This is a genomic window from Nitrosovibrio sp. Nv6 (assembly GCF_900110495.1).
In the GTDB taxonomy this organism is placed as follows: Bacteria; Pseudomonadota; Gammaproteobacteria; order Burkholderiales; family Nitrosomonadaceae; genus Nitrosospira.
This window is the reverse complement of the sequence record NZ_FODX01000001.1, coordinates 212,801-235,779: the sequence shown is the minus strand read 5'-3', so window position 1 is coordinate 235,779 and position 22,979 is coordinate 212,801. Positions and strand designations below refer to the sequence as shown.

26 protein-coding genes are annotated in these 22,979 nt (G+C 52.6%); 15 read left to right on the top strand and 11 right to left on the bottom strand.

Going from position 1 to position 22,979, the window contains the following annotated elements:
• Nucleotides 1-71: 71 nt before the first annotated feature.
• The 3 genes from BMX66_RS01165 to BMX66_RS01155 form a co-directional block, all read right to left on the bottom strand.
• Nucleotides 72-815 (bottom strand): hypothetical protein, encoded by a 744-nt coding sequence (locus BMX66_RS01165; protein WP_090877574.1) that lies wholly within the window; start codon nt 813-815, stop codon nt 72-74.
• A gap of 361 nt (nt 816-1,176) precedes the next feature.
• The gene (locus tag BMX66_RS01160; RefSeq protein ID WP_090877572.1) at nt 1,177-1,596 is read right to left on the bottom strand and encodes a hypothetical protein; all 420 of its coding nucleotides are present in this window, start codon (nt 1,594-1,596) and stop codon (nt 1,177-1,179) included.
• A 14-nt stretch (nt 1,597-1,610) separates the two neighbouring features.
• The gene (locus tag BMX66_RS01155; RefSeq protein WP_090877570.1) at nt 1,611-2,471 is read right to left on the bottom strand and encodes a hypothetical protein; all 861 of its coding nucleotides are present in this window, start codon (nt 2,469-2,471) and stop codon (nt 1,611-1,613) included.
• Nucleotides 2,472-2,550: 79 nt separating this feature from the next.
• Between BMX66_RS01155 and BMX66_RS01150 the strand changes: the two genes are divergently transcribed.
• Nucleotides 2,551-3,738, top strand: coding sequence for an esterase-like activity of phytase family protein (locus tag BMX66_RS01150; protein WP_255398741.1), 1,188 nt, complete (start codon nt 2,551-2,553; stop codon nt 3,736-3,738).
• Nucleotides 3,739-3,816: 78 nt separating this feature from the next.
• On the opposite strand, the gene BMX66_RS01145 is transcribed toward BMX66_RS01150, so the two are convergent.
• A complete protein-coding gene (locus tag BMX66_RS01145; protein ID WP_143058173.1) occupies nt 3,817-4,740 on the bottom strand; it encodes a universal stress protein in 924 nt (307 codons plus the stop codon).
• A 380-nt stretch (nt 4,741-5,120) separates the two neighbouring features.
• Nucleotides 5,121-5,927 (bottom strand): OBAP family protein, encoded by an 807-nt coding sequence (locus BMX66_RS01140; protein ID WP_090879637.1) that lies wholly within the window; start codon nt 5,925-5,927, stop codon nt 5,121-5,123.
• A 189-nt stretch (nt 5,928-6,116) separates the two neighbouring features.
• Here BMX66_RS01140 and BMX66_RS01130 point away from each other — a divergent pair, with 189 nt between their 5' ends.
• Nucleotides 6,117-6,452, top strand: coding sequence for a putative signal transducing protein (locus BMX66_RS01130; protein WP_090877564.1), 336 nt, complete (start codon nt 6,117-6,119; stop codon nt 6,450-6,452).
• 60 nt (nt 6,453-6,512) lie between these two features.
• Nucleotides 6,513-7,487, top strand: coding sequence for an aldo/keto reductase (locus tag BMX66_RS01125; protein WP_199679252.1), 975 nt, complete (start codon nt 6,513-6,515; stop codon nt 7,485-7,487).
• Nucleotides 7,488-7,852: 365 nt separating this feature from the next.
• Here the strand turns inward: BMX66_RS01125 and BMX66_RS01120 are convergent, their stop codons facing one another.
• Nucleotides 7,853-10,084 carry a TonB-dependent receptor family protein gene (locus BMX66_RS01120; RefSeq protein WP_255398740.1) on the bottom strand — a complete coding sequence of 744 codons (2,232 nt, stop codon included), beginning with the start codon at nt 10,082-10,084 and terminating at the stop codon, nt 7,853-7,855.
• 231 nt (nt 10,085-10,315) lie between these two features.
• On the opposite strand from BMX66_RS01120, the gene BMX66_RS01115 reads away from it, so the two are divergent.
• The 7 genes from BMX66_RS01115 (at nt 10,316) to BMX66_RS01085 (ending at nt 14,370) form a co-directional block, all read left to right on the top strand.
• Nucleotides 10,316-10,570 (top strand): hypothetical protein, encoded by a 255-nt coding sequence (locus BMX66_RS01115; protein WP_090877560.1) that lies wholly within the window; start codon nt 10,316-10,318, stop codon nt 10,568-10,570.
• Nucleotides 10,571-10,576: 6 nt separating this feature from the next.
• Nucleotides 10,577-10,801 carry a hypothetical protein gene (locus BMX66_RS15245; protein ID WP_143058172.1) on the top strand — a complete coding sequence of 75 codons (225 nt, stop codon included), beginning with the start codon at nt 10,577-10,579 and terminating at the stop codon, nt 10,799-10,801.
• A 416-nt stretch (nt 10,802-11,217) separates the two neighbouring features.
• The gene (locus BMX66_RS01105) at nt 11,218-11,670 is read left to right on the top strand and encodes a carboxymuconolactone decarboxylase family protein (protein ID WP_090877556.1); all 453 of its coding nucleotides are present in this window, start codon (nt 11,218-11,220) and stop codon (nt 11,668-11,670) included.
• A 241-nt stretch (nt 11,671-11,911) separates the two neighbouring features.
• The gene (locus tag BMX66_RS01100) at nt 11,912-12,328 is read left to right on the top strand and encodes a cupin domain-containing protein (RefSeq protein WP_090877554.1); all 417 of its coding nucleotides are present in this window, start codon (nt 11,912-11,914) and stop codon (nt 12,326-12,328) included.
• Between the two features lie 282 nt (nt 12,329-12,610).
• Complete coding sequence (locus tag BMX66_RS01095) at nt 12,611-13,075, top strand: DUF5132 domain-containing protein (protein ID WP_090877552.1); 465 nt, start codon at nt 12,611-12,613, stop codon at nt 13,073-13,075.
• Complete coding sequence (locus BMX66_RS01090; RefSeq protein WP_090877551.1) at nt 13,072-13,359, top strand: hypothetical protein; 288 nt, start codon at nt 13,072-13,074, stop codon at nt 13,357-13,359. Before BMX66_RS01095 ends, BMX66_RS01090 begins: the two co-directional genes overlap by 4 nt.
• A 399-nt stretch (nt 13,360-13,758) precedes the next feature.
• Nucleotides 13,759-14,370, top strand: a complete 612-nt coding sequence (locus BMX66_RS01085; protein WP_090877549.1) for a hypothetical protein — start codon at nt 13,759-13,761, stop codon at nt 14,368-14,370.
• Between the two features lie 107 nt (nt 14,371-14,477).
• Here BMX66_RS01085 and BMX66_RS01080 read toward each other — a convergent pair whose 3' ends face one another.
• Complete coding sequence (locus tag BMX66_RS01080) at nt 14,478-14,708, bottom strand: DUF3562 domain-containing protein (protein WP_090877547.1); 231 nt, start codon at nt 14,706-14,708, stop codon at nt 14,478-14,480.
• Nucleotides 14,709-15,386: 678 nt separating this feature from the next.
• On the opposite strand from BMX66_RS01080, the gene BMX66_RS01075 reads away from it, so the two are divergent.
• From BMX66_RS01075 to BMX66_RS01065, 3 genes are all read left to right on the top strand, one after another.
• Entirely contained in the window at nt 15,387-17,300 is a 1,914-nt protein-coding gene (locus tag BMX66_RS01075; protein ID WP_255398739.1) for a glycosyltransferase family 2 protein, read from the top strand.
• Between the two features lie 174 nt (nt 17,301-17,474).
• Nucleotides 17,475-17,660, top strand: a complete 186-nt coding sequence (locus BMX66_RS01070) for a CsbD family protein (protein WP_090877542.1) — start codon at nt 17,475-17,477, stop codon at nt 17,658-17,660.
• Between the two features lie 457 nt (nt 17,661-18,117).
• Nucleotides 18,118-18,801, top strand: coding sequence for a zinc metallopeptidase (locus BMX66_RS01065; protein WP_199679251.1), 684 nt, complete (start codon nt 18,118-18,120; stop codon nt 18,799-18,801).
• A 381-nt stretch (nt 18,802-19,182) separates the two neighbouring features.
• Here BMX66_RS01065 and BMX66_RS01060 read toward each other — a convergent pair whose 3' ends face one another.
• The 4 genes from BMX66_RS01060 to BMX66_RS01050 all read right to left on the bottom strand — a co-directional run bounded on the left by BMX66_RS01060 (nt 19,183) and on the right by BMX66_RS01050 (nt 20,398).
• Nucleotides 19,183-19,458 (bottom strand): hypothetical protein, encoded by a 276-nt coding sequence (locus BMX66_RS01060; protein WP_143058171.1) that lies wholly within the window; start codon nt 19,456-19,458, stop codon nt 19,183-19,185.
• A gap of 75 nt (nt 19,459-19,533) precedes the next feature.
• Complete coding sequence (locus BMX66_RS15520) at nt 19,534-19,677, bottom strand: hypothetical protein (protein ID WP_158593357.1); 144 nt, start codon at nt 19,675-19,677, stop codon at nt 19,534-19,536.
• 131 nt (nt 19,678-19,808) lie between these two features.
• A complete protein-coding gene (locus BMX66_RS01055; protein WP_090877536.1) occupies nt 19,809-20,045 on the bottom strand; it encodes a hypothetical protein in 237 nt (78 codons plus the stop codon).
• 56 nt (nt 20,046-20,101) lie between these two features.
• Nucleotides 20,102-20,398, bottom strand: a complete 297-nt coding sequence (locus BMX66_RS01050; protein WP_090877534.1) for a hypothetical protein — start codon at nt 20,396-20,398, stop codon at nt 20,102-20,104.
• A 310-nt stretch (nt 20,399-20,708) separates the two neighbouring features.
• On the opposite strand from BMX66_RS01050, the gene BMX66_RS01045 reads away from it, so the two are divergent.
• On the top strand, nt 20,709-21,644 hold the full coding sequence (locus tag BMX66_RS01045) for a calcium/sodium antiporter (protein ID WP_090877532.1): 936 nt from the start codon (nt 20,709-20,711) through the stop codon (nt 21,642-21,644).
• 401 nt (nt 21,645-22,045) lie between these two features.
• Entirely contained in the window at nt 22,046-22,240 is a 195-nt protein-coding gene (locus tag BMX66_RS01040) for a hypothetical protein (RefSeq protein WP_090877529.1), read from the top strand.
• Nucleotides 22,241-22,979: the final 739 nt, after the last annotated feature.

Genomic DNA, 22,979 nt, shown 5'->3' with positions numbered 1-22,979 from the left:
AGAGAGGGGTAGAACGGTTACTGCTCTTGTATCCCCGTCTCAGCGTGACACCCTTTTCCGTAACCCCATACTCAAAGAATAGGAATATATTCAGCGATACCCATGAGGTCCACTATCTCGTATCTGCGTTGCGCGCCAGGCGGAAATCCGCCAAAGCCCGAGGGCGCGTGCGAGAGGATACCCACAGTTTTGAATTCGTGCCGTGCTTCGTCATCCATCCTGATTGGAGGTAAAACCAGCACGAAATCCAGAAAACCCTCGTCTGCCATATTGGTTCTGAGTTTTACGGAAACAAGCGATCCCAGTACCGTTTTCTGCTGGGTAATCTCTTCTCCACGGAATATCACGTGGCCTTCGGGGCCTGTATATTCAAGCTGCGGTTCTGCTGGTGATTCACTCTTTCCCCGTGGATCTTCCCCTCTGGGAAAAAAAACGACGCGCTTGACGTTTTCGCGATCGCTGAAAGTAAAACGGGTGGGTTGTCGATCAGGGTGACCGGTGTCATCCAGCAATGCTGTTTTTGAATTTTGCGCAGCATGTACTCGCACCCCCTTGGCGCCCTCGGGTAAATTTTCCCAGAGATGAGCGACTTCGATGGGAGTAATCACCTGCGTCGCAGATCCTTCGGGGGGATCGGCAACGAAATCAAAATCATAAATTCCATTGGGCGGCGGCTGAATGAAAATAAAGGGTTCCAGCCTAGGATTGGTCCATCCGCCGGTGGGCACGGTACCAGAGGCGAGAATTCGCAAGTTGGGCGGGAAGCTTTCCAGAACTGCAAGCTTAACCTCTACCACTTCCAAAACTTTTTCCATAATTGGTTTCCTTGAGACGGTTACGATGGGCTTAATTGCATTTCGCGCGTTTCTACTTTTTATCTTTCTTTATAGGCTAGAAAATAGAAAAAACAACTATATTTATATTTTTTCCGCTGATAAAAAACTTGATCCGCCGCCTCGAATTCGGGACCCCAAACAATACCAAGTTCATATGGACGGAAGCCGGTATCCAAGGATTTCCAAAATAGCATGTGGCTGGTTTTGATCACACGGACGCCGGGCTCTTACAGCTATTTGTAGTCAACAATCAAGGTTTGCCATCGAAAGGGAGCTTGGTGGCAATTTCGTAAAAGGAACCTCCCTAAAGGTATCCCTGCGTACCGGCAACTTCAGGTAGTTACTCACTCGGTTGCCCCCAGGCGGCGATGGCCTCGGCAGCGTCATCCAGCGCGACTATTGCCCCGGGAATAGCAGTCGCATTGCCTGAGTAAACAGCGCCTGCCAACAGGACCAGCGCGGATGCGAGGTCAAGTGCCTGCTTGAGCGTTGCGATATGCTTGATTGCCGATTTTGCGCTTTCAACGCTACACTGCAAACGCGTGAGTGTCGCCTGGCTATCTTCGAGAATCATACCTACCGCACCGGTGTATATGCTCGATGCGATATTCAGAAGCATGATTTCCCGCTCGTCGAGCTCATCCCATTGCGCTTTACTCAGGCAGGACAGATTCCTGATGCGCCAATCTCCCAGCGCGATTGCCATATCGCGAAAGTGGTTGCCCAGCTCAAAAGCATCATCCGATGTCAGTTTATCCACGCCCTATCTCTTTTTCATGGCGAACCGTCAAGCAAATTCCGGTAAGCGGCTCGAAGCTCGTCTACATAGGGCTTTAGCTGTCGGTCGAACTCCTTGTTGCCGACCATGTCCCGATTGTCATATAGATACTGATGGCCCTGGGCGATCTTTTCCAATACGTTGTCATAGCTTCGAGCACTCCGGATCCGGCTATTAACACGGCCCAGTGCTTCTGTCCTGACTTCCTTTGCGAGTGCCATTGCGACAGGTTCCACAGGATTATCCGGCGCACGCATGAAATTATCATAGTACCGTCCTACCAGTGCGGATTCGACCTGCAAATCTGCAATGATGCCCTTCATTACGATCTTGCGCGTGGCGCTGATCACATCCTGGAGCGGTTGATTGCCATCATGGATCAGCTTTCTGATTTCATGCAGCCTGTACACAGCCGTCACTGCACGTGCGAGAATGATCGATAACGCACCAACCGCCTCTTTCTCATCATAAGTCAGCAGCGTTGCCTTGTTGAGGTCGCTGCTCAGGTCCTTGAGTGATCTGTCGTAGGGTCTGACGTCGCCGGTAGCAAGACCATTAAGGCCCTGCATGTAATCTGTTACGGATTGCTGGAGCAAATCCAGGCTTGCTCGCTGCGCTTCCCGGCGTACTTTCTGCGCGTCCAGTCCGGCATGGAATTTCTCCGGCTGATACTGCTTGCGCCGGTCGAGTGCGCCGATATAGTCCTTTGTAAGCGCGTCATGGCTGGCAGCGTTCGAAGAAAGCGACGCAAACGATTTTACTTCCTGGAAACTGGCGCATCCGGAAACCGCTGACACCAGGAAAATTGTAGCCAGTGCCTGCAGGTACCTTCCGCTTGTATGAGAGAAACGAATCATATGGTATTACCTGTGACGCTCACGCCTGAGGGGACCATTGTGGCAATGTTTCTATAATTTCAATAACAGTGAAAATCCCATGCTCATGAGAATAATTCCTCTGGCGGCTACAGCTTTGGCAATAAGTTTCAGTGCCGCTGTCCCCCTCCATGCCTCCGGGGATTCCATCAACTTCCGCCTGAGCTATATCGGCCACCAGATCGTGCCCAACAAGACACGCTTCAATGGAACCATTGTCGGGGGTTTATCCTCGCTGGACTATAACCCTGCCACCGGCAATTACCTGACCATCAGCGACGATCGCAGCAAAACCGGTCCAGCGCGCTTCTATGAATTGTCTCTGGACTTGTCTCAATTCCAGTCTTCTGCCGTACCAGGCATGGCGGGCGTAATCTTCCATACCGTAACCACGATTCAACAGGTCGATGGGGGTGCTTTCGAGAAACATTCCGTGGACCCCGAAGGCATGCGTTTTGATTCGGCTCGCAATAAAATTTACTGGTGCGACGAGGGTCAGCGCAGCGTATCCGGTTTCCGGAGTCCGGCGGTGCGCGAGATGAATTCCGATGGCAGCCACAGCCGTGAGTTCAGCGTACCTTCATACTACGCTCCGCACGGCTCCAATATTGGAATACTTCCCGGCGACAATGGCATATACAACAATCTGGCGTTCGAGAGCCTTGCAATCTCCGTCGACGGCGCCATTCTGTACACCGCTACTGAAAACGGCCTGGTTCAGGACTCCCCGCCTGCCACCATTCTCACCGGTTCCCGCTCGCGCATCCTGTCGTTCGACATTGCAAGCGGAAAATCGGGCGCGGAATATATTTATTATATCGAACCGGTTGCTTTCGTCACCGCCACGCTTGGAGGTTTCGCCACCAATGGGTTGTCAGACTTCATCGCCATCGGAGACCGCCAGTTCATTACTATCGAACGTTCCTTCGCTTTGGATGCGGTCATACCCGGCGGCGCCTCAACCGGTTTTACCGTCCGACTGTATTATGCCGACGCGCGGGATGCTACCGACGTTTCCGGCGTGGAGTCTCTTGCGCGTCAAAGCATTCGGCCCGTAAGAAAAACGCTCCTGGTTGATTTATCGCAAGTCAAAAATAAGGATGGCTCCGCGCTGGCGCTAGGCAATATCGAAGGCATCACCCTGGGTCCAAGGTTTAATGGCAAAAACACGATTGTCCTGGTCGCCGACGACAACTTCAACAAGCACCAGTTGACCCAGTTTATCGCGCTGGAAATCAATTCTGATTGACGGAAATTCGGAAACAGTGCATGTGCTTCGCCTATTGTCGCCCGTATACGCTGGCCTACCGGGAATGCCGCTCCCCAGTTACAAGCCTATCTCGCCCGGTTCCATCCAGACCGGCGCGGGAACAATCAGAACGTCGCAAAAGCATTGCTCCATGACATGTCGCGAGGCGCTCCCCAGCAACAGTTCCTCGAAACGGGACTTTCCATGCTTTCCCAGCACGATCAGATCCGGTTTCATTGATTTGGCATGGTCACAAATAACGTGTCCAGGATGGCCGAATTTGACGACACGGAAAAATGAGCGGGAGCCGGCCTCAAGATCCGCTATGAACTGATTTAATTCCCGCCTGGCGTCTTCACCAGCTTTAACATGATGTTCATGAATGATGTCATGGGCGACATTTACATACTGCATTTGCTCTTCCAGCACCACATCAAACACATGCAGAAAAGTGATATGTGCATCAGGCGCAATGTTTAGGGCCATGTGGGCGGCACGTCGCGAATTTTCAGAAAAATCGACCGGAACCAATACCTGACGATAGGCCTTCATGCTCTGGTTTTTCACCAGTAACATTGGGGTTTTACTCATGCGCGCCAATTTATCGGCAGTGTTGCCGAGAAAAAGGTCGGTAAAGAAGTTGCCCCCGTGCGCACCGATAACCGTTAATTCAGCAGATAACTCGTCTGCCCTTGCAACAATTTCCTCAACGGGCCGCCCGAACTTGACGTTATTGGTACAGTGGATACCATAATTATCGTGCAACTGCCCCGAAATCAGCCGCAGTTCTCGCATGGCGCGGTCGACCAGAACAGTTTCAGCTACGGTTGGCGCGCTCTTGAGGACAAGCCCCAGCGCATCCGGCAAGCCAGCTTCCTTCACAGTCAATAACTCGACCGTGCCGCACTTCAGGTCGGAACATATCATTGCGGCACGTATTCCGGCGCGATGGGAAAATTCGGAAAGATCAGTTGCCACAAGAATGGTTTTAATAGCTGGCACCCCGCCTCCTCCATGATCTTGTAAGCCCAATGTCGCTCTACCGGCAATTCGTCAGGAAGTGAAAATATCTTCTGTGCTGCGGATACTGCGGAATAAAGTCCGGTTTTTGGTCAGGGGCTGTTGTCATTGCGGTCGAAGCACCTCGACCGTTAAGTTTCATCCCGTGGAATTAAAGCTGGAGGGATGAGCATACCAACTGCCTACCTGGACCGCAAGGATCGGGGACTGGCTGATCTGCGGTTCGAGGAGCCAAGTAGCTAATATCAGCGATTAACCGCCTCATCAATTCGTGAGATGGCCCTACAGGTGATTCTCAGGTTGGGATCGCAGGATAAAACACAGGAACGAGAATAGAAGAAGTTACTGCCGGTTAGAGTTATTTACTCATCTTTACCTGTATTTCTTTGATCGATGACGCCTGAGATATCCCGTGTAGGCTGCTCAAAGCGGCCTTTAAGGTCATCAACACCCGATTGCGGCCTGGCGTATTGTTTCAGGTCGGCGCGCTGCCTGCGCTTTTCCTCGCTGCTTATTCCCATATTTTTATCCCTTTTTTCGACCAACCCCGGTACCGCTTCACCGAGGCGATTGAAAGACCAACCGAGCATTGGCTCGCCCAACGGCAACTTATCTCCTGGATTTCCTTCATAACCGGTATTCCAGACGTGCCATGTCTTGCCATAGCTATTCATCTTCCCCTTCATCAGCGCTTTTTCAGCAGCGTCCGGAATATCCGGTGCGACGAGTTGTCCGGAAAGAATCTCGCCGTTATGAGGATGCCAGTATTTTTTCTCCTCTTCCGGCAGGGCGGCAAAAAGCTTTTCGGAGATTATGTATTCGATGCCATTTAGATTCGCATCCTTCGTATTGCTATCGAATAACGCGCACTGCGCAAAATCTTCATTAACCTGACGGCAGTAATGATGAGCCTCCATCTGGTCTTCCGGCGAGTCTTTCATGGGATGAAAGCCGACAAGGTAAATATCAAACCGTTCCAGCGGCGGACTGCTCTGCAAGAGTTTCGCCCCCGCTTCCAGCAGTCTCGTTTTCGGCGTTTTTGCGCCGGACGGCGCAGTGACAGGTTGCGTCAACTCCTCGGCAAAGGTGGCTGATACAAAAGTACCAGCGAGCGCTGCTAACACAATTGCATAGAAAATAACGCAAAAATTTTTGCTCCGTTCGCTCATGATCGCTCCCATGGTTCATCGCCTTTGTATTTTGGGAGATGACGTGGCGCTGGTTGGTACGTTAGCGTACGGAAGTCCACACCAGATTTCTCGAAATTATCCGGGAGCGATGACGATCACGATCATGCCACGCGTTAATCAACAGGTTCTTCTGTTGCACGCAAGGAAGAGTTTGGGGATACTTGAGGTATGAAGAAACTCTGCTCCGCCACGAATCTCATGGAAGCCCAGATCATGCTTGATCTGCTCGGGCACGCGAATATAGCTGCGCGGTTGTTTAATGAACACGCGCAAGGCGGCCTTGGGGACATCCCTTTTACGCACGCTTATCCGGAGGTGTGGGTAGTCCGCGATAGTGACTTTGAGCGGGGCTTGGCGATCATAAGGGAATTCGAGAAAACGCCGGTCGAAAACCGTGTCGTATTCTGCCGTGCATGCGGTGAGGAGAATCCACGCAATTTTCAACTATGCTGGCAATGCGGCGCGGGACTTGAAATCGCGCTGTCGAACGCAGGATATCGCTGATATCGCATCGTCGGAAGTGGCGATGCGGTTCTTCAACAGCAACACGGGAAGGAACCCATCATGAATGAACGTTCCCTCGGCCCCATCAGCAAACGTCCGCTTGGCCGTACTGGCTTGGAAATCGCACCGCTGGTATTTGGCGGCAACGTATTCGGCTGGACTGTCGATCAACAAACTGCCTTCACGCTGCTCGATCGTTTCGTGGAAGGCGGCCTCAATGCGATCGACACCGCAGACGCCTACTCCACCTGGGTGCCAGGTAACCAGGGCGGCGAATCGGAAACAATCATTGGCAACTGGTTCAAGGCTTCACCGGCGCGCCGAGAGAAAATTGTCCTCATTACCAAGGTCGGCGCCCAGCTCGCCGAGGACAAGAAGGGCTTGTCGGCCAAACGTATCGCAGAGGCAGCCGAAAATTCATTGCGCCGCCTGCAGACTGATTATATCGACCTTTATCTGAGCCATCGTCCGGATCCGGAAACGCCGGTCGATGAAACGCTGCGCGCCTATGAGAACCTCATCCGGCAAGGCAAGGTAAAGGCGATTGGCGCATCCAACTACAATGCCGTCCAGTTGCGCGAGGCATTAACAATTGCATCGAAACAAGGCCTGCCGCGCTACGAAGTTCTGGAGCCCGAGTACAATCTGTACGACCGCAGCGGCTACGAAGGAGAATTACGCGATTTGTGTATCGAGGAAGGTCTCGGTGTCATCACTTATTACAGCCTGGCATCCGGCTTCCTGTCCGGTAAATACCGCTCTCATGACGACCTCGGGAAGAGCGTTCGAGGCCGGGTCGCCAGTAAATATCTCAATGATCGCGGCTTTCGAATTCTAAGCGCATTGGACACCGTGGCGGGGGCGCACGGTGCAGCGCCGGCGGAGGCGGCACTGGCATGGTTGATCGCCCGCGAGTGCGTTACCGCGCCCATCGCCAGCGCAACGAATGTTCAACAGGTTGACAGCCTGATCCGTGCGGCGCATCTCACGCTCTCTCCCTCGGATATCGATCTGTTGAGTGTTGCCAGCGGATAGGAACTTGCGGAGGCCGCGCTTCACCACCGAAATCACAGTCATCGAAAGACGTGCCGCTTACGTCGGATATTAGCAGCAATTCCGACTCTTTCAATGTGTAGTTATTGAAGGGATCGCACGGCGTCATTCTCCCCGCTTTATCCTTGGCAAGCGGTCTTATCGGCTTCATGATCCGCTTCAGACAGGCATAACGTTCGGCAACCAATGGGGTCTGAAAAAATAGCGGAACGCTTTCGCAAGAAAATCCGTCCCGCTGTTTTGCTAAGGTACGCTAGCGGCTTCTGCCCCTGCCAGCATGCCGTTCAACATGAAACCGTTTTTTTATCGTAAGGTTCTGAGTCTAAACCTCATATGCCGCACGCTCCTCAAAAAGTATAACTTGCATTCAGACCCACCATCACATGCCGTCCCGGTGCGGGTTCATAAAAGCGTCCGTTGCCCTCATTTACGATCACCGAACCGACATATCCGGTACCGCTGACATTGTCCACGCGCACAAATTCGCTGAGCTTCCAACGGCCGATCCGGTGCGAGTAGACAAGCCGGACGTTTGCCATGGCGTACTGTTTCGCAGCTTCGGTATTGGTATCGTTGACGAAAATTTTATCGCGATAGATTGCTTCCAGTACCGCTGAAAAACCCGGCAAGCCTCGATGCCACGCCAGTTCCGCGTAAGCCGTGTTGCGGGGCACGCCGGGAAGAAAATTGCCTTCGGCTACTGTTACGAGGGGCGATGTAGCCCTTGGGCGGTAAGCGAAGGAATCCTGGAACTTGGCGTCAAGATAGGTATAAGACAAATAGGCGGAAACGTCGGTGCCGAAACGGTAGTCGGCCGAAAGCTCTATTCCGCGCCGTCTTGTGTCGGCCGAATTCTGGAAAGTGGTTCTGCCCCCCGAATTGGTGGCAGGCAGAATCTCATTGCTGACATGGGTCTCGAAAAGAGCCAGATTGACGCGCGTATTATCGGTCGGCAGCCATTTGACCCCTGCTTCGACATTGCGGCTCCTGCTCGGCCGAAGCGCGAAATTGAGGCCGCCCGCGCCGTCTGGCCTATAGGCAAGTTCCGTGAAGGTCGGCGTCTCAAAACCCGTGCCGCCGCTGGCATATAGATTGAGCGTGGGCGTTGCTTTATACAACAGTCCCAGTACGGGATTCACATTGCGAAAAGCCAGGTTGCCACTGTCATTGCCATTGCCCGTGCGGATAAATAGATCCTCGGATTTGAATTTAACTTCGGTATGGCGCAAGCCAGCGGAGAGTGTCCAGGCGCGCGCAAATTGCCACTCGGCCTGCGCATACTGGCTGAAACTGGTGACTGTGTCATTCTCGTTGCGGCGCAGGTTGCCCCGTACCCCCAACACCGTGCCGGAGAAATTCTCGAATCCCTTGCGCCGTTCCCTGGATGCCTCATAGTCGATGCCCGTACTCAACATCAGCGGGCGCGGCCCGCTGCTGCGATACGTCCATCGCAGACCCAATCCCCCGAATTCGCGATCCAGATCGATTACGCCCCCGGAACTGGTAACCGGAATTTGCGCGCCGAGCGGCACGGCAAGAAACTGCTCGATCTGCCGGGTTCCTGCATACCCGATCAGCTTGACAGTGTTCGCGGCGGAAAATCTATGTTCATATACCAGTCCACCCTGCGTATTGCCGATACTCTTGCGGGTGTTGAAGTTGATGGCGCTTGCATCCGCTTGACGCGGATTCGCCATCGCCTGAGCTCGCGTCAGCCCGAGAGGGTCCTGGGTATTGCCCTGGTAAAGTTCGTTAACTATCAGCGTAAGCTTGGCATCGTGATCGAACCGGTAAGTCAGTTTGGCATTCGCCTGGTAGCGGGTAGCCGCGCTGTGCTCGCGGTAGCCATCGGTCTGAAAACGCGAAACATCGACTACGTAATTGAACGGCCCCGTGGTTCCGCCCGCTCCATTTGCGCCACCTGTTCCATCCGTTCCGCCAAGCGTGCCGCCCAGCTTGACCTCCCCGCGAATCGTGCCATAGCTGCCGCCAAGCACCGTGCCGGATAGCGTGGTTGCCGCCGGGCCATCCTCCGTGAATGCCTGAATCACGCCGCCTGAGGCATTGCCGTAGATAGCCGAGAACGGGCCTCGCAATACTTCGATTCGTTTGGTCGAACCTAGATTGATATTGGCCGCCTGACCCTGACCGTCTGGCATGCTGGCGGGAATGTCATCGACCACCATCCGTATGCCGCGAATGCCGAAAGTTGAGCGCGCACCAAAGCCGCGGATTGATACCTGCAGATCCTGCGCATAATTTTGCCGGTTTTGAATAACCAAGCCAGGAACGCGAGATAGTGCTTCAGAAAGATTGATCCGCGGTTGCGCTTCCTGGATAACGGGCGCTTCCACCACATCAATGGACATGGGCAGCGAGAAACTCGATTGTTCCATGCGGGTGCCGCTAATGACGACAGGATTGAGGATCGGCAGGGCGCCAGGCGGTGTTGCGTCTTGCTGGGCGGCTGGCAGAGTCCTGGACTGGTCGTCCGTCTGCGCTATGGAGGGGCCTGACGCAGATACCAGAACAGGCAGGAGAACGACAACGACTACCGGAATTGGGCGCGGCGTTTTCAATGACTTTCGCTTTTTACGCCGATACATCGCAACATGATAGCTGTACTGTTATACATCCATCAACATTCGCTGCGGAGGTAGTTTGCTCCGGCTGATGGAACTACCACCACTGCCGCCGCTAACGGCTATTACCTCATAGCGCGTGGCAATTGAAATGCAGAAAATAAGGACGCTTTACAGTCAACCACAGTTAATATAGGATTAAGTCTCATTCGCAAATGGAGGCAAACCATGACAATTCCGGCGCTCACCGATACTCAAATTCCTGAAGCCTATGCAGACGCACTGAAAGCGCTCGTCACCGCATTGGGCTGGCAAATCGACCCTGTACGTCTCCATGCGGATCTTCAGGCAATCGCAAACGTCACTAGAAGAAGCGGCCACGGGGCATCAGCGGGACTTATAGATGAACTCGCACACACCGTCGAGGCGCGGCTCCTAACCACGAAGGCAAGCATTGAGCGAACAGCGATTCCTTTTCGCTGACCGTCATTGCTGTCAAATGAAATTTGGATAGACAGGCAGACAAACGGTCAGGGCACGGATGAGCATAGTTTACGGTGGTCGTTGATTGCCGTGCCGGAACTGCTGCAAACGGTCGCCATGATTGCGCTTGGCCTTGCTGAACAGCGTCCCCATGAAGCGGTCGTGCCGATCAATGATTTCGTCGATCAGCGTGGCGCGGGTGTCGAGTATCACCGCCACCAAGGTGGTTAGCGACGGCTTGGTTCCGGCATGTGTCAATAAATTAAAAATCCAGCTCTTCTGACGTTACTATCCCGTGTTCCCTGACAGCACGTTAGGGTTTACCATAAATTGACACACTCGACACGCAATCAACTTAAGTCCGTTCATCCTTTGCGCGTGTCGCGGCGAAACCCTGCAGCCAAAATCTTGAGAATCCAACCTTTGAAGACATGTGCCAGGTAATTCTCCGCTGTCGCTTCCTACTAGTCGGCCATGCCGAGACTCAGAGCGTTTACTAGCGCGGCAACCTCAGTCAGTGCTTTCCAAAAACGAGTTTTGTTCGCTTTGCCACAGACTTTTAATTCAGAGGTAGTCATCCTGTAAGCGTAATCCAGGTTTTCTTATTATTTATTTTTCGATTCTTATGAGATCACCAGGGAGATTTCGTGCCAGAAAGAATCAATCTTGGTAAATCCGACCCAGCGCTTTACCAAGCAGTCCTCGGCCTTGAGAAGCTGGCGGCTGAGGCCGTTGCTTCCGCAAGCATCCCGGATGGCTTTGCACATCTGTTGCGCCTTCGTGCATCCCAACTCAACCAGTGCGCATTCTGTATCAGGATGCATACTCAAGATGCCCTATCCAGTGGCGAGTCAAGCGATCGCATAAGTGTCTTAGCCGCTTGGCGGGAAACTGGGTATTTCACCGAAAAGGAACGCTCATCATTGGCACTAGTAGAAGCAATTACACTGATCTCCGACGGGCAAGTGTCAGATGCCATCTATGAGCAAGCAACAGCCAATCTGTCAAAAGATGAAATATCGGCTGTCGAGTGGCTTTCGGTAGTCATCAATGCTTGGAATCGCATTGCCACTTCCAGCCGTTATCCTGTGAAGCCGTGAGCATGGCTAATAATTCATTCAAGCCGAGTATTGGAAGCCTAGTGGCTGGAGAGGGAAAGGCGAAAATCGCAGGGGACCCAGCGTACCCTGAAAATGAAGAAAAGATACCCACAACGGCTATTTGTCCATGATCAGGCCCGGTCAAGAGCCTACCGCTGGAACGAAGACGGTTTGAGCGGTATCTGCGATGAGGGCATCATGAATTTGTGTCCACTAATTTTTATCGACGAAGGAGAACACAATGTTTACTAGATTTCTCTGCGGAGTTGCCTTCGCAGCTCTCTCCGTAAGCGCAGCTTCAGCCGATAACTTGCCCACTGAAAAGTCCAAGGTAACGCTGGTCTTTGATCATGCTCTTCCGAATGTGCCCGGCAAGAGCATGAAAGGCGTGCTTGTCGAATATCAGCCGGGTGGCTCATCGCCCGCCCATACCCATCCAGAGTCGTCTTTCATCTATGCAACGGTCCTTGAGGGGGCAATTCGTAGCAAAATCAATGACGGTCCGGAAAAGGTTTATCGCGCCGGCGAGAACTTCGCCGAACTACCTGGTGATCATCATAGCGTCAGCGCAAATGACAGTAAGACTCAACCCGCACGCCTGCTGGCCGTCTTTGTCGTCGATACCGACGAAAAGAACCTGGTTACGAACGACAAGTAGTTGTAATGGCTGATCATGCGCAATCAATTCATCCAGTGATTCGGGAAACAGCGTTGTCTGATGGCGCGAAGGTCCGGCTATGTGAATCACGATATTCCTTTGGCTTACGATACCTTGTCAGTGTACTGCAGGAGTTTTTTACAGCTTGACACGCGAAAATCTTTTCATTTTTCCCACAAAAGCAACTCTTAATATATTCCGGATATTAAATTTTTATGACAGGACTTGTAAAAAGACAAAGTCTGTCTAGAAATAACTATAGCCACTGAAACAGGAGAGATCATGGCCACCGAAAACTTCAAGAGCAACCTAATCATAGGCCTGGTAGCTGGTGTTGGAGCATCACTGCTTGCGCCAGTGCTGCGTCCGTTCCTTGCCAATGTCTCCCGGTCGCTTACCAAAGCGACAATCAAGGGCAGCATCCATTTTTACGAGAAGGGGCGCGAATCGTTTGCGGAGTTGGGCGAAACGATGGATGACCTGGTGGCCGAGGCCAAATCAGAGATGGAGACCGATGCGCAGGGAGGGGCGGCAATCACCTCGGCGGCTGCGCAAGGACGGGCCGCGCCGCTGTCTGCGCAGCCTAAACCGAGCCCTGATAGTCAAAGTCCGGGCACCACGTCTGCAACCCAGTCAGGCGAAGCCGGCAAGGCGCCGAGCCCCCCTGCACCACCCGCCACGAAGGCGAGTCAGGGTAGCCAGCGTAGCGAAGGAGCACAAGGCCAACCCCCAACTCAGGGGGAATGATGGCACTGCTTGCATGGTTGGCCCACTCTCTGCCGGGGCGGAAGCAGGTAAAGATCGACGAAAAGCGCGGCGGCTCCGCGCACTTTGCGACGCTGGAAAAAGAATTGGCGGGATGTTACGACGTTGTAGCGGTGGAGACAAATCCGTTGACAGGCACGGCGCTGATCAGCCATGCGACAGAGGATACAAGTCTTTTGGATTATACCCTTGAGCACGAACTGTTCCACCTCAGAGAGAATGAAACCGCAGTGCGCACCCCCACCGCGCCCTGCAATTACTCGTGAAACCAGGACGACCGGACATACGTCATACACGAAATCCGGAAAGAGGTCATATCCGGTGGTTGATATTCCTGGGAATGATGGCATGGGCGTTGTCCAGACCATAGAAGGCAACATCGCCATCCCCTCGATAGGGCGTTCTGATACGCGGGGCGAACGTTGCCAACCCGTAACACCTTTCTCAAAACGGGATCGTGATCCCTGGGAAATCCTAGATTCGGAAATGATGGAATAGCGTTTCCGGAGTTCTCGCAAACAAAAACCTGTTGCAAAAACAGCGAGCCAAGAGGTTGCGAGAGTCCCGATCAGGGGCTCCGCATGGAAGCAGTAGAAAGCAGCAGAACAGGAGAAGCATTTTTGCCATGACGTGCAATTTGTAACCATGCCTAGGAGGAATTTGAAATGAATACGCCAAAATCAGACAAGCACCCTGGGGAAAAGCCGCACCCCCATGAAAAAAAGCGGACAGAAATAGAAACGCCGATAGATGAAGAGCTGCCGCGCAGCACTGCGGAGGAGGAAAAGTATGCTCGCAGGGAAACACGCCGGGATGAAAGGTACGTTGACACGGCGGCCCCTTATCGCTCGGACGCTGACCGTGCGCTGGGGCCCGCAGGCGATACCGTAAAGACAGGCATTGCCGGTAGCTTAAAAGGCATCGATGAAATTGAATCTGACATCGTCAGCCTGGTGCGCAATACGGTATCAAATACGCTTCGAGCAACAGGAGCGGTCGGTACGGAAGCAGTCGATGTCACGAGGACAACGGTAAACGCGGCAGCTCAAGGGATAGGCGACATCGGCACAACCGCTATCACGAGCGTGCGTGACATTCTTGTCAGCGTCGTGGAGGGCATAAAGGACGTGGCAGGCTCGGCATTGCCGAGATCATACCATATGGACCATCGTACACCGCCTGAGGACCGCGTCCCACCTGGAGAATATACTCCTCCGCCGGATCGTACCCGGCCACCAGAATATGTTCCCCCCGCGAACAACAAAGAGCCGGTTTAACCCTGCAAGGGCCAGGGCGCCACAGGCGCTCTAGCCCTGCTCGAATCCATCATTCCAGCCTTGACTGCGCCACAAAGAACAAGTGGCCGCAGAAATAATCCTCACGCCTAAGGTTTCTCCGTTTTGCGCAGTATGTCACGCACTTTCTTGCTTGTCAGCAAGGTCAGGAAGCTCTGGATTCGGGCGCCTGAACGCAGGCGCAAGATCACGTCAGCATAAATTCTTTTTACTTTTTCCGTGGGCTGCCTTGTTTTCTGCGCAAGCTGGTCAATAGCGTAAAGATCCTGGGGTTCTAATTGGATGCGGTCAGTAGTTGCTATGAAATCTTCTTTCATCATCGGCTCCCTGGTTACCCTAAAGCCAGGATGTTCAAATGCGCTTTCGCGCAGCCTATTGAGGTGATCCTGAATTCTTTATAGGCCCGGATAATTACCGCTGCAAGCTCATGCTAAAAGAATAAATAACAGCCTTCTGGTGCAGGAACTGGATCGACCGGAGTGACTAACGTAGCTTTTTCACAGCTGGGACGCGAAAATCTTTATGAGGAGGTTTGCAAAAGGGATTCTTATGCAGGGCATCGATTGGGAGATTTATCGCACACTTGGCGAGGTCGAAATCTATGGCGTCGACACGTCCAAAGTCGCTGAATCCGCTGCATGCTGCACTCCGGCGCAAAATGTTGCCAACATTGCTCCCAGTCGCACAACCTGCTGCTGACAGATCACGAGTAGTCGCAGGTAAGGCCTTGTCGTGGGAGACATGATATGGGCTACGTTTCCTGAGGTTAAAGCAATGCTCAGCTTCCCGGTCAATGCCACGGGGGCCCTTGATTCTCTCTGAACAAGGTCCCCTCGTGATTCAGCGCCGGTGCCGTTGCCTCTGCAAATAGAAAAAGTTTTTATCCCATCCGATTACAGAGGTATATCAAAAAGCGCAACCGGACAGCCCCCTTATGACTATACTTACCTATCCGGCAGGAGTTGGCCCGGTTCCGGGGCGCAACCAAGAAGGAAAACATGATGACGCAGCCATACTCTCCATCCGTCAGTGTAGTGATCCCGACTTACCAACAAGCGAGTTTCATTGGACGGGCGCTGGACAGCCTCCAGTCGCAAATCCTGCCCGACTGGGAAGCAATAATTATCGACGACGGATCGCGGGATGCAACAGCGGAAGTGGTATCCACGTACTTGAGCGACGGACGCATCCGCTATTACCGGCGGGCAAAAAACCATGGGCTTGGACATGCCTTGAATGAAGCCATCTCCAAAGCGAAAGCGCCGCTTATCGCTTACTTGCCCAGTGATGATATTTATTATCGAGATCATCTGCGCAATCTGAAGACATGTCTTGAGACGCAGACGGGAGCCGTGCTGGCTTATTCCGGCATATGCCACCATTACAACCGGCACACTGACGGGCAGATTCCCGGATTTCCCTTGCAACTGGTGCAGTGCATGCATCGAAAAACATCGGCTCGCTGGCTGGAGCGCAAAGAATTGGAATCAGATGACCTGGAGCGGCTCTACTGGGGACTGCTGCGCCCCCTCGGCGCTTTTGCTCGCAGCAACAGCATCACGTGCGAATGGGTATCCCATCCGATGCAACGGCACAAGATCATGCAGGAGCCGGAAGGCGGCATTAATCCGTTTCGCTCGCATTACCGTGTCGACGAACCGATGCGCTTTCATACCTCGGTAGGCCATTCTATCGATGAGGCGAGCTACTATCGTATGATGCGCGAACGGCCGGATACGCCGAGAGCCAGCGATGGGCTGAAGATACTTCTGGTCGGTGAACTGGCGTACAACGCCGACCGCGTGCTTGCACTGGAAGAGCAGGGGCACAAGCTGTATGGCCTGTGGATGCAAAATCCAACCTGGTTCAACACGGTTGGACCAGTACCTTTCGGACATGTTGAGGATCTGCCGCGAGACAACTGGCGAGAAGCGATAAAGCAGATCCAACCGGATGTTATCTACGCGCTGCTAAACTGGCAGGCAGTGCCGTTTGCGCATGAGGTATTAATGGCAACCCCCGACATTCCGTTCGTCTGGCATTTCAAGGAGGGGCCATTCATTTGCCTGGAAAAGGGAACCTGGCCACAATTGATCGACCTGCATCAGTATTCGGATGGGCAGATCTTCTCGAGCCCGGAAATGCGGGACTGGTTCGATACCATCGTTCCGGGCCTGTCGCTGAGCAAGCCAACTCATGTGCTGGACGGCGATTTGCCAAAGCGCGACTGGTTCGATCAGCTGCGAAGGCCACTGCGTTCCTCATTCGATAGCGACGGCGAAATTCATACAGTGTCGCCAGGTCGGCCGATTGGCCTGCACCCGCATCATGTGGAGGAATTTGCTACCCATGGCATTCATCTGCATTTTTACGGGGAGATAACTCATGGACGGTGGCTGCAGTGGATTGAAAAAATCCAGGCGATGGCCCCCGGGTATCTGCATTTGCATCCCAACGTAGACCAGAGCCGCTGGACCGAAGAGTTTTCCCAATATGACGCAGGCTGGCTGCACCTCTTTGACAGCAGCAACGGAGGTGAAATCCGGAGGGCAAACTGGGATGACCTGAACTACCCGGCCCGACTAAGCACTCTTGCGGCAGCCGGTCTGCCGATGCTCCAAAAGGCAAACGATGGCGCACTCGTCGCCACCAAAACATTATCGAAGCAGCTTGGTACCGGAATATTTTTTGATACGATGGATGAGCTTGCCGCCCAGCTACGAGATCACGAAAAATTGAAAACTATCCGAGAGCGGGTTTGGCAGCAGCGGCACCTTTTTACGTTCGATCATCATGTGCCGAAACTGGTTAATTTCTTCCGTAGCGTGATAGGTTCAGCATCCAGGAAGCCTGTGAGAGCAACAAGCGCTGCAGCGGAATCGCCTCGCTTGCAAAGCCGCAAACTGGCATGAAATAAACAATATAGTGAACACACAGGCCACTCGATACTTCTGCCTGTTCTTACCCATCGTCATTTCAGCCATCCTTGTCCCTGGCGGCTCTATCTGTGTTCTATCGCACAGTATAAGCAGGACTCATCTGTTAATCTGTGTTCCTGTTACATCATTCCTCAAAGGAGAACTGCGATGAATAAGGATCAGGTCAAAGGTACTGCGAAAGATATCGCCGGAAAGGCCCAACAGGACATGGGCGAGTTGACAGGGAGCAAAGAACAGCAAGCCAAAGGGCTCGCCAAACAGGGGGAAGGCAAAATACAGAAAGGGGTTGGAGATGCCAAGGAATCGGTCAAAGACGCTGCCAACAAGCTCTAGAGCATCGTTCGTCAGTTTCTTCTCCCCTCAAAACCCGCTCCGGCGGGTTTTTATTGCCTTACTGTTCCATAATAAGTAGTAACACTTCCCTCCCCGCTTTTACTACCAGATCTCGCAAATACCCGCACTAAAACTCGAATGTACTTTCGTCCAGCAGGCAGCATTCCGAAATCAGTAGGCCTGCCATCCAGCTCTACGACGGGCTTGGAAGAAGGAACCGTCCCCCTTTTGCAGCTTGAGACGCTGGCGTTTCTATTTCGAACGCCTCCGCCATGTGCACCCATCTCATCTTTCAAGCCAATGTGTTTTTTGCCACTGATTTTGACGGGCTTATCTCCTGCGAGCTTTACTTGATTCGCAATAAGAAATTATTTCGAGCGTTGTAGATCAAAAGCTACCGATAGGTTGTCATTAGACAGTCCCCATTAAAGTTATTTTTTTACTAGTCTTTTCCATCATGATTTATCTGATATTGGTCTGTTTTATCGTTCTCCTGGTTGTCGGGCCTTCCTACTGGGTTAAACATACCATGGAAAAATATAGTGAACCGTCTGATCGCTATTCATTCACGGGAGCACAACTCGCCCGCGATTTACTGGATCAGGCCAATTTGCAACATATCCGGGTGGAGGTAACCGAATCGGGCGACCACTATGAACCGTTGGAAAAAGCGGTCCGTCTCACACCGGACAAGTTTAACGGCCGCTCATTGACAGCCATAGCGGTTGCAGCGCATGAAGTCGGACACGCCATGCAGGATCAGGATAACTATCCGCCTTTTGCCTTGCGTACCAGGCTGGTGCAATGGGTTGCGCCTGTGGAGAAACTGGGTGCCGGTATCCTGATGCTGACTCCTGTAATTATGACGATATTGCGATCTCCTGCGGCAGGATTGCTATTTCTTGTCGGCGGCATTCTGACACTGGGAAGTGCCACGCTTGTGCATGCGCTCACCTTGCCAATGGAATTGAATGCGAGTTTTGCCCGAGCCTTACCAATGCTGGAGCGGAAGCGTTATCTGATCGATGGGGATTTGCCGCACGCCCGACGTTTGCTAAATGCTGCGGCATGGACGTACGTTGCTGCTTCCTTGATGACACTCCTCAACATAGCGCGCTGGTGGGCCATTTTACGCCGATGATGAAGTTAAAATATGCAAAATGTTAACTTCAGAATGAGCGATCAGCCAAGGAATTCAAATTTTTCTACCATAACTCCAGGGTGATATTTATCGGCAGGCCAGTTGGGATGAACATCGCGGGAAACATGATGCACGCGCGCATCTGCCAAGTGCAACGGATCCAGGTCGGCGCACACTGCATCGACCAGTGCGGCAGCTTCGGGGCTAAGTGCTGCCTTAAGATCCCCAGGAACAGGTCACGTGGCCATCAGGCAAATCGTCTCCGCACTGTCTGGCGGCAGCCCGGGGCTGATGAGAGGGATCTGCGTGAGGGCGAGTTCGGGAAACCCAGCGAGTTTCCGAGAGGCCGAACCCGCGCTACTTCAGCGTCTGTGAAATCCTCTACACTTCCGGGGGCTCCAGGCTCAGGCCCGACATCACGACGATCTCCATCGGCGCAAGATGGCCTAGGCTGGATGCCCTTGCGATCACGTCCTGTTCCTGCAGAAGCTGATACTGAAACACGTCTTCGTACATGTCCTGAACCAGAAGGTTCACTACTCGCTTCGGCCACCCCATCATCCACCGGTTGGCGATCTCGATCCCGGTCTGCCCTGATTGCAATATCACTTCCCGGATCTGATCCGGGTATATATCAGGGTTGTATAGTAATTGCATTTTTTTCTCCTGATTCGTTTCAGCCGTTTTAACATACTTTGCCGGTTCTTGCTGAATGACACTTGCCACGCTCCGTCATCGCCTCTTCCACGAACCCATGACTTCAACCGATCCATTTCCTCCCATGATGGCAGCAGCAGCTTCCTCCATTTCCGGATTTCCATCGGTAGCCGCGTCCTGGATAACCGTGCCCTTTGCATCCCTCGCCATTAACAACATGAGTAACTGTCTCCGTCTTCGCCTCCAATACCATAGCCCAGCGGCGGCGCCCGGATGACTGGAAACTTCTACTATGGTTTTCAATATAAAGGTTGATTAACTATCAGTATTCGAAACCCGCCAACCCTGGGTTAGCCGGCCAAAACCCGCTCCTGATCAGGTGGGTTTTGCTTACCCCCAGATTGCGGCGCGACGCCCATGCTAGGGCCTTCACGGTTCGCCCAGAATACGATGTGCTCGGGGAAGCCAACGAGCAATTCTTTGTGAAAATAGCGGTGTAAAAGCTGGTGGGGATAATGGCTTGAAAAGTCTCTGACTCGTTTGACATATCCCGCGCCGGTTCTCGTATAAATAACGTAGTGGGCCATACTTGCTCCTGGTTTCAGTGCTGGAGCGTCGAGTTTGACAACTGTTTGTTGCGGCACTAATGCAGAACCATGAATCTTTCGCGTACGTGATATTTTCGTGCTTTTATTGTGAGCCCGTTCATAGTCGCGGATTTCTTACCCACGTGCACGAGTTTCTTGCCCTCGGGAATGAATTCTCTCTCCCTTGCGTTCGCAACCACATATATCGCAACGCTCGCGTTGCGATCATTTGTCGGTGATGCATTAAAGCTCGGTAGCCAATTATCATCGCGATACTCATCACTATTCTTGCGGCAGGACCCAATGATGGTTTCGCTGTTACCAATGGGTATTGCGTCGCGGAGACGGCTCACATGCAGCCAGAGCGGCGCAGCTTGGAATTTTTATGGGACGGTGGGTAAGCACGGGCAAAATGGTTATGATTACCGGGCTTCCTCCGCCATTTGCTACGCGTTCTCCATGCTCATGTTTGCTTGCGCTGCTTGCTTATAACCGAAGATGGGCGATAGATCGATTTGGATTGCCATTGGCCGCAATACCGCCGCTATTATTGTGGCGTTCGTGTTCTGTTGCCTGTGAGTTACCTCAGCACGATTTGTTCATTGGGCATCGTGTCTTATAGGCATAAGCGCTGAGTATCTTCCGGAAATCAACATAACGACTATGCCCCTCTCCACGACTGATCTCCTTGCTTTGCTAGCTGCCATTCCATTGGCTGCACTGGGTGGAGAATTTTTTCTTAGGGGTGTGCTCGGCGTGGCGTCTTTGTGGCGCCTTCCTAAACTGCTGGTGGCCACTTCCCTGGCAGCTTTCGCAACCTCTAGCCCCGAACTGACTGTTTCGACCATGGCGGCAATAGCCGGCAGACCGGAAATTGGTCTGGGGGATGCATTGGGCAGCAACGTGGTAAATATCGCCTTGGTTCTGGGGCTTGCACTACTGTTCGGGACACTACCCGCCCATCTCAACGAATTGCGCCGTGACTTCATCTTTGCCTTGGCTGTGCCCATCCTCCTGCTGGTATTTGCGGCCGACGGTACGTTGTCGCGTATAGAGGGGGCATTCTTGCTCATGCTATTCGCGTTCTGGCTGGTCTTGATTGCCAAGCAGGCGACCAAGTATCGTCGGGACACGACGAAGGCCGATACGGAATCACCAGGCAAGCCTACCCATGCTTGGCTCTTCCTTCTTGTGGGGTTAACGTGCCTGCTTCTGGCTGGGCATCTTTTTGTAGCCGGGGCGAGCGGCATCGCCGCCGCACTGGGTATGCATAATTATGTGATTGGCGCGACAGTAGTCGCCATCGGCACCTCATTACCCGAGTTGGTGACCACACTACTCTCCCGCTGGCGTGGTCACGCCAATTTAGGGTTGGGCATCTTACTAGGGAGCAACCTGTTCAATGGACTGGCGATCGTCGGCATCGCCGCCGTTATCCACCCTATCCAGGCACCCCCCAGAGAGGTCTCTGTTGCACTGGTAGTCGGTGTGCTGACCGTGCTGCTGATCCTGCCGCGCAACGGTGTCATCTCGCGGCAGCGAGGATTTTGCCTGTTAGCAGCCTACATGGCTTATGTGATGGCGACTCTTACACGTTAACTGAGATATTTTATACCAATGGTTGAGGATAGGCTCGCCCAAGAAAACAGAGAACAAAGTATTGCCAAGCATGTTTGCGCATAAAAAAACTCAGGCTCGACCATTAAAATCTCCTTGATAATGAGCAATCCACCTCTCGGTAGTGAACAAAGCGAGCAACACAAGCCTGACTCATAAAAAATACGTGCATTTCTAGGGAAGTACTGACAAAAATATTCTATTGAGTGCAAAATACTCTACTTCGAAGCTTAAACCACCCTAACCTGACGGTTTTTTAGGGTCACTATCACAAAGAATTTACAGAAATTTAACGTTCTGTTCACTCCCAATCCGATACCTTGTACATGTGCTTTTTGCGCACGAAACCTTAAGGAAACGAATATCAACCGTGTGAGGGGTACATGGAAAAAAGCGACGGCAGGAAGGATAACGGGGCGGAAGAACATGTGACCAAACTATGGAACGAGGAGCTTGAGCGATCTTCTAAAATTTTAGCAAAAGTGATTCGAACGCAGCCCCCAGAAGTTGGTGAAGAACTGGCAAAGCTATTGCTGGCCTTTTCGAACGGGAACCTAATTCCAAAAGACCGGATCTGAACTACTACAACTAAAACCCGCTTCGGCGGGTTTTTATCGCCCTCACTCTACCGTCACTGCATCCAGAATCAGACGTTACCTTAATACAACAAGTAGCTCGCTATTCCAGTTTTTGTTTTCCCCCGCCCTCACCAGGCTTTTTTGCGCCCCAATACCCACACCAGTTCTCCGATGTACTTTAGTCCAATACCGTCATTTTCCCCTAGTTCATAACATAGTAAGTAGCGATGCGCGCACAGAATCCATGACACGCTTCATGTCGATGTGTTTATTCTGGAGCGAATATATCAAGTTATCGAGCTTTGAAGGCTCCGCAGCGTCCCAGGATGAATTGTTGCTGGGAGTCGTCGGGGGAGCCGGCAACATCTTAGGCGCTGCGATTAGTGCATTCTATGGGTTTGGAGTCCAGCTTTAAATCAAGCGGACGGTTCCCCAGGTAAGTTGCCTGCCTTCATGTCACCTAAATAAAACAGATATGGAATCACTTCCTGTTCATCTCTTCAGAGATAGCTTTGGTCCATTCCTGTCGTTGCTAAATGAGCATGACCTGAAATACACCATACGAGAACAGCGCTCGGGTGTCTCGCCGGCTGCTTCGGGGATTATTAGGTTCTGCTATCGCCATACATGTGGGGCGCCCTTTCAACAATAATTGTTGCATTCCTTAAATATCGAAATAGCAGAAAAGTTATCATCACAACCATAACGGCGACATCATTCAGGCGGAAGGGCTCAATCA

Coding starts and splice junctions, on each gene's coding strand:
- BMX66_RS01165 (WP_090877574.1), bottom strand. CDS start 815: ATGGAAAAAGTTTTGGAAGTGGTAGAGGTTAAGCTTGCAGTTCTGGAA.
- BMX66_RS01115 (WP_090877560.1), top strand. CDS start 10,316: ATGACAATTCCGGCGCTCACCGATACTCAAATTCCTGAAGCCTATGCA.
- BMX66_RS01085 (WP_090877549.1), top strand. CDS start 13,759: ATGAATACGCCAAAATCAGACAAGCACCCTGGGGAAAAGCCGCACCCC.
- BMX66_RS15520 (WP_158593357.1), bottom strand. CDS start 19,677: ATGTTGTTAATGGCGAGGGATGCAAAGGGCACGGTTATCCAGGACGCG.
- BMX66_RS01130 (WP_090877564.1), top strand. CDS start 6,117: ATGAAGAAACTCTGCTCCGCCACGAATCTCATGGAAGCCCAGATCATG.
- BMX66_RS01065 (WP_199679251.1), top strand. CDS start 18,118: ATGATTTATCTGATATTGGTCTGTTTTATCGTTCTCCTGGTTGTCGGG.
- BMX66_RS01075 (WP_255398739.1), top strand. CDS start 15,387: ATGATGACGCAGCCATACTCTCCATCCGTCAGTGTAGTGATCCCGACT.
- BMX66_RS01155 (WP_090877570.1), bottom strand. CDS start 2,471: ATGATTCGTTTCTCTCATACAAGCGGAAGGTACCTGCAGGCACTGGCT.
- BMX66_RS01140 (WP_090879637.1), bottom strand. CDS start 5,927: ATGAGCGAACGGAGCAAAAATTTTTGCGTTATTTTCTATGCAATTGTG.
- BMX66_RS01090 (WP_090877551.1), top strand. CDS start 13,072: ATGATGGCACTGCTTGCATGGTTGGCCCACTCTCTGCCGGGGCGGAAG.
- BMX66_RS01060 (WP_143058171.1), bottom strand. CDS start 19,458: ATGCAATTACTATACAACCCTGATATATACCCGGATCAGATCCGGGAA.
- BMX66_RS01080 (WP_090877547.1), bottom strand. CDS start 14,708: ATGATGAAAGAAGATTTCATAGCAACTACTGACCGCATCCAATTAGAA.
- BMX66_RS01045 (WP_090877532.1), top strand. CDS start 20,709: ATGCCCCTCTCCACGACTGATCTCCTTGCTTTGCTAGCTGCCATTCCA.
- BMX66_RS01095 (WP_090877552.1), top strand. CDS start 12,611: ATGGCCACCGAAAACTTCAAGAGCAACCTAATCATAGGCCTGGTAGCT.
- BMX66_RS01040 (WP_090877529.1), top strand. CDS start 22,046: ATGGAAAAAAGCGACGGCAGGAAGGATAACGGGGCGGAAGAACATGTG.
- BMX66_RS01100 (WP_090877554.1), top strand. CDS start 11,912: ATGTTTACTAGATTTCTCTGCGGAGTTGCCTTCGCAGCTCTCTCCGTA.
- BMX66_RS01125 (WP_199679252.1), top strand. CDS start 6,513: ATGAATGAACGTTCCCTCGGCCCCATCAGCAAACGTCCGCTTGGCCGT.
- BMX66_RS01055 (WP_090877536.1), bottom strand. CDS start 20,045: ATGGCCCACTACGTTATTTATACGAGAACCGGCGCGGGATATGTCAAA.
- BMX66_RS01070 (WP_090877542.1), top strand. CDS start 17,475: ATGAATAAGGATCAGGTCAAAGGTACTGCGAAAGATATCGCCGGAAAG.
- BMX66_RS01150 (WP_255398741.1), top strand. CDS start 2,551: ATGCTCATGAGAATAATTCCTCTGGCGGCTACAGCTTTGGCAATAAGT.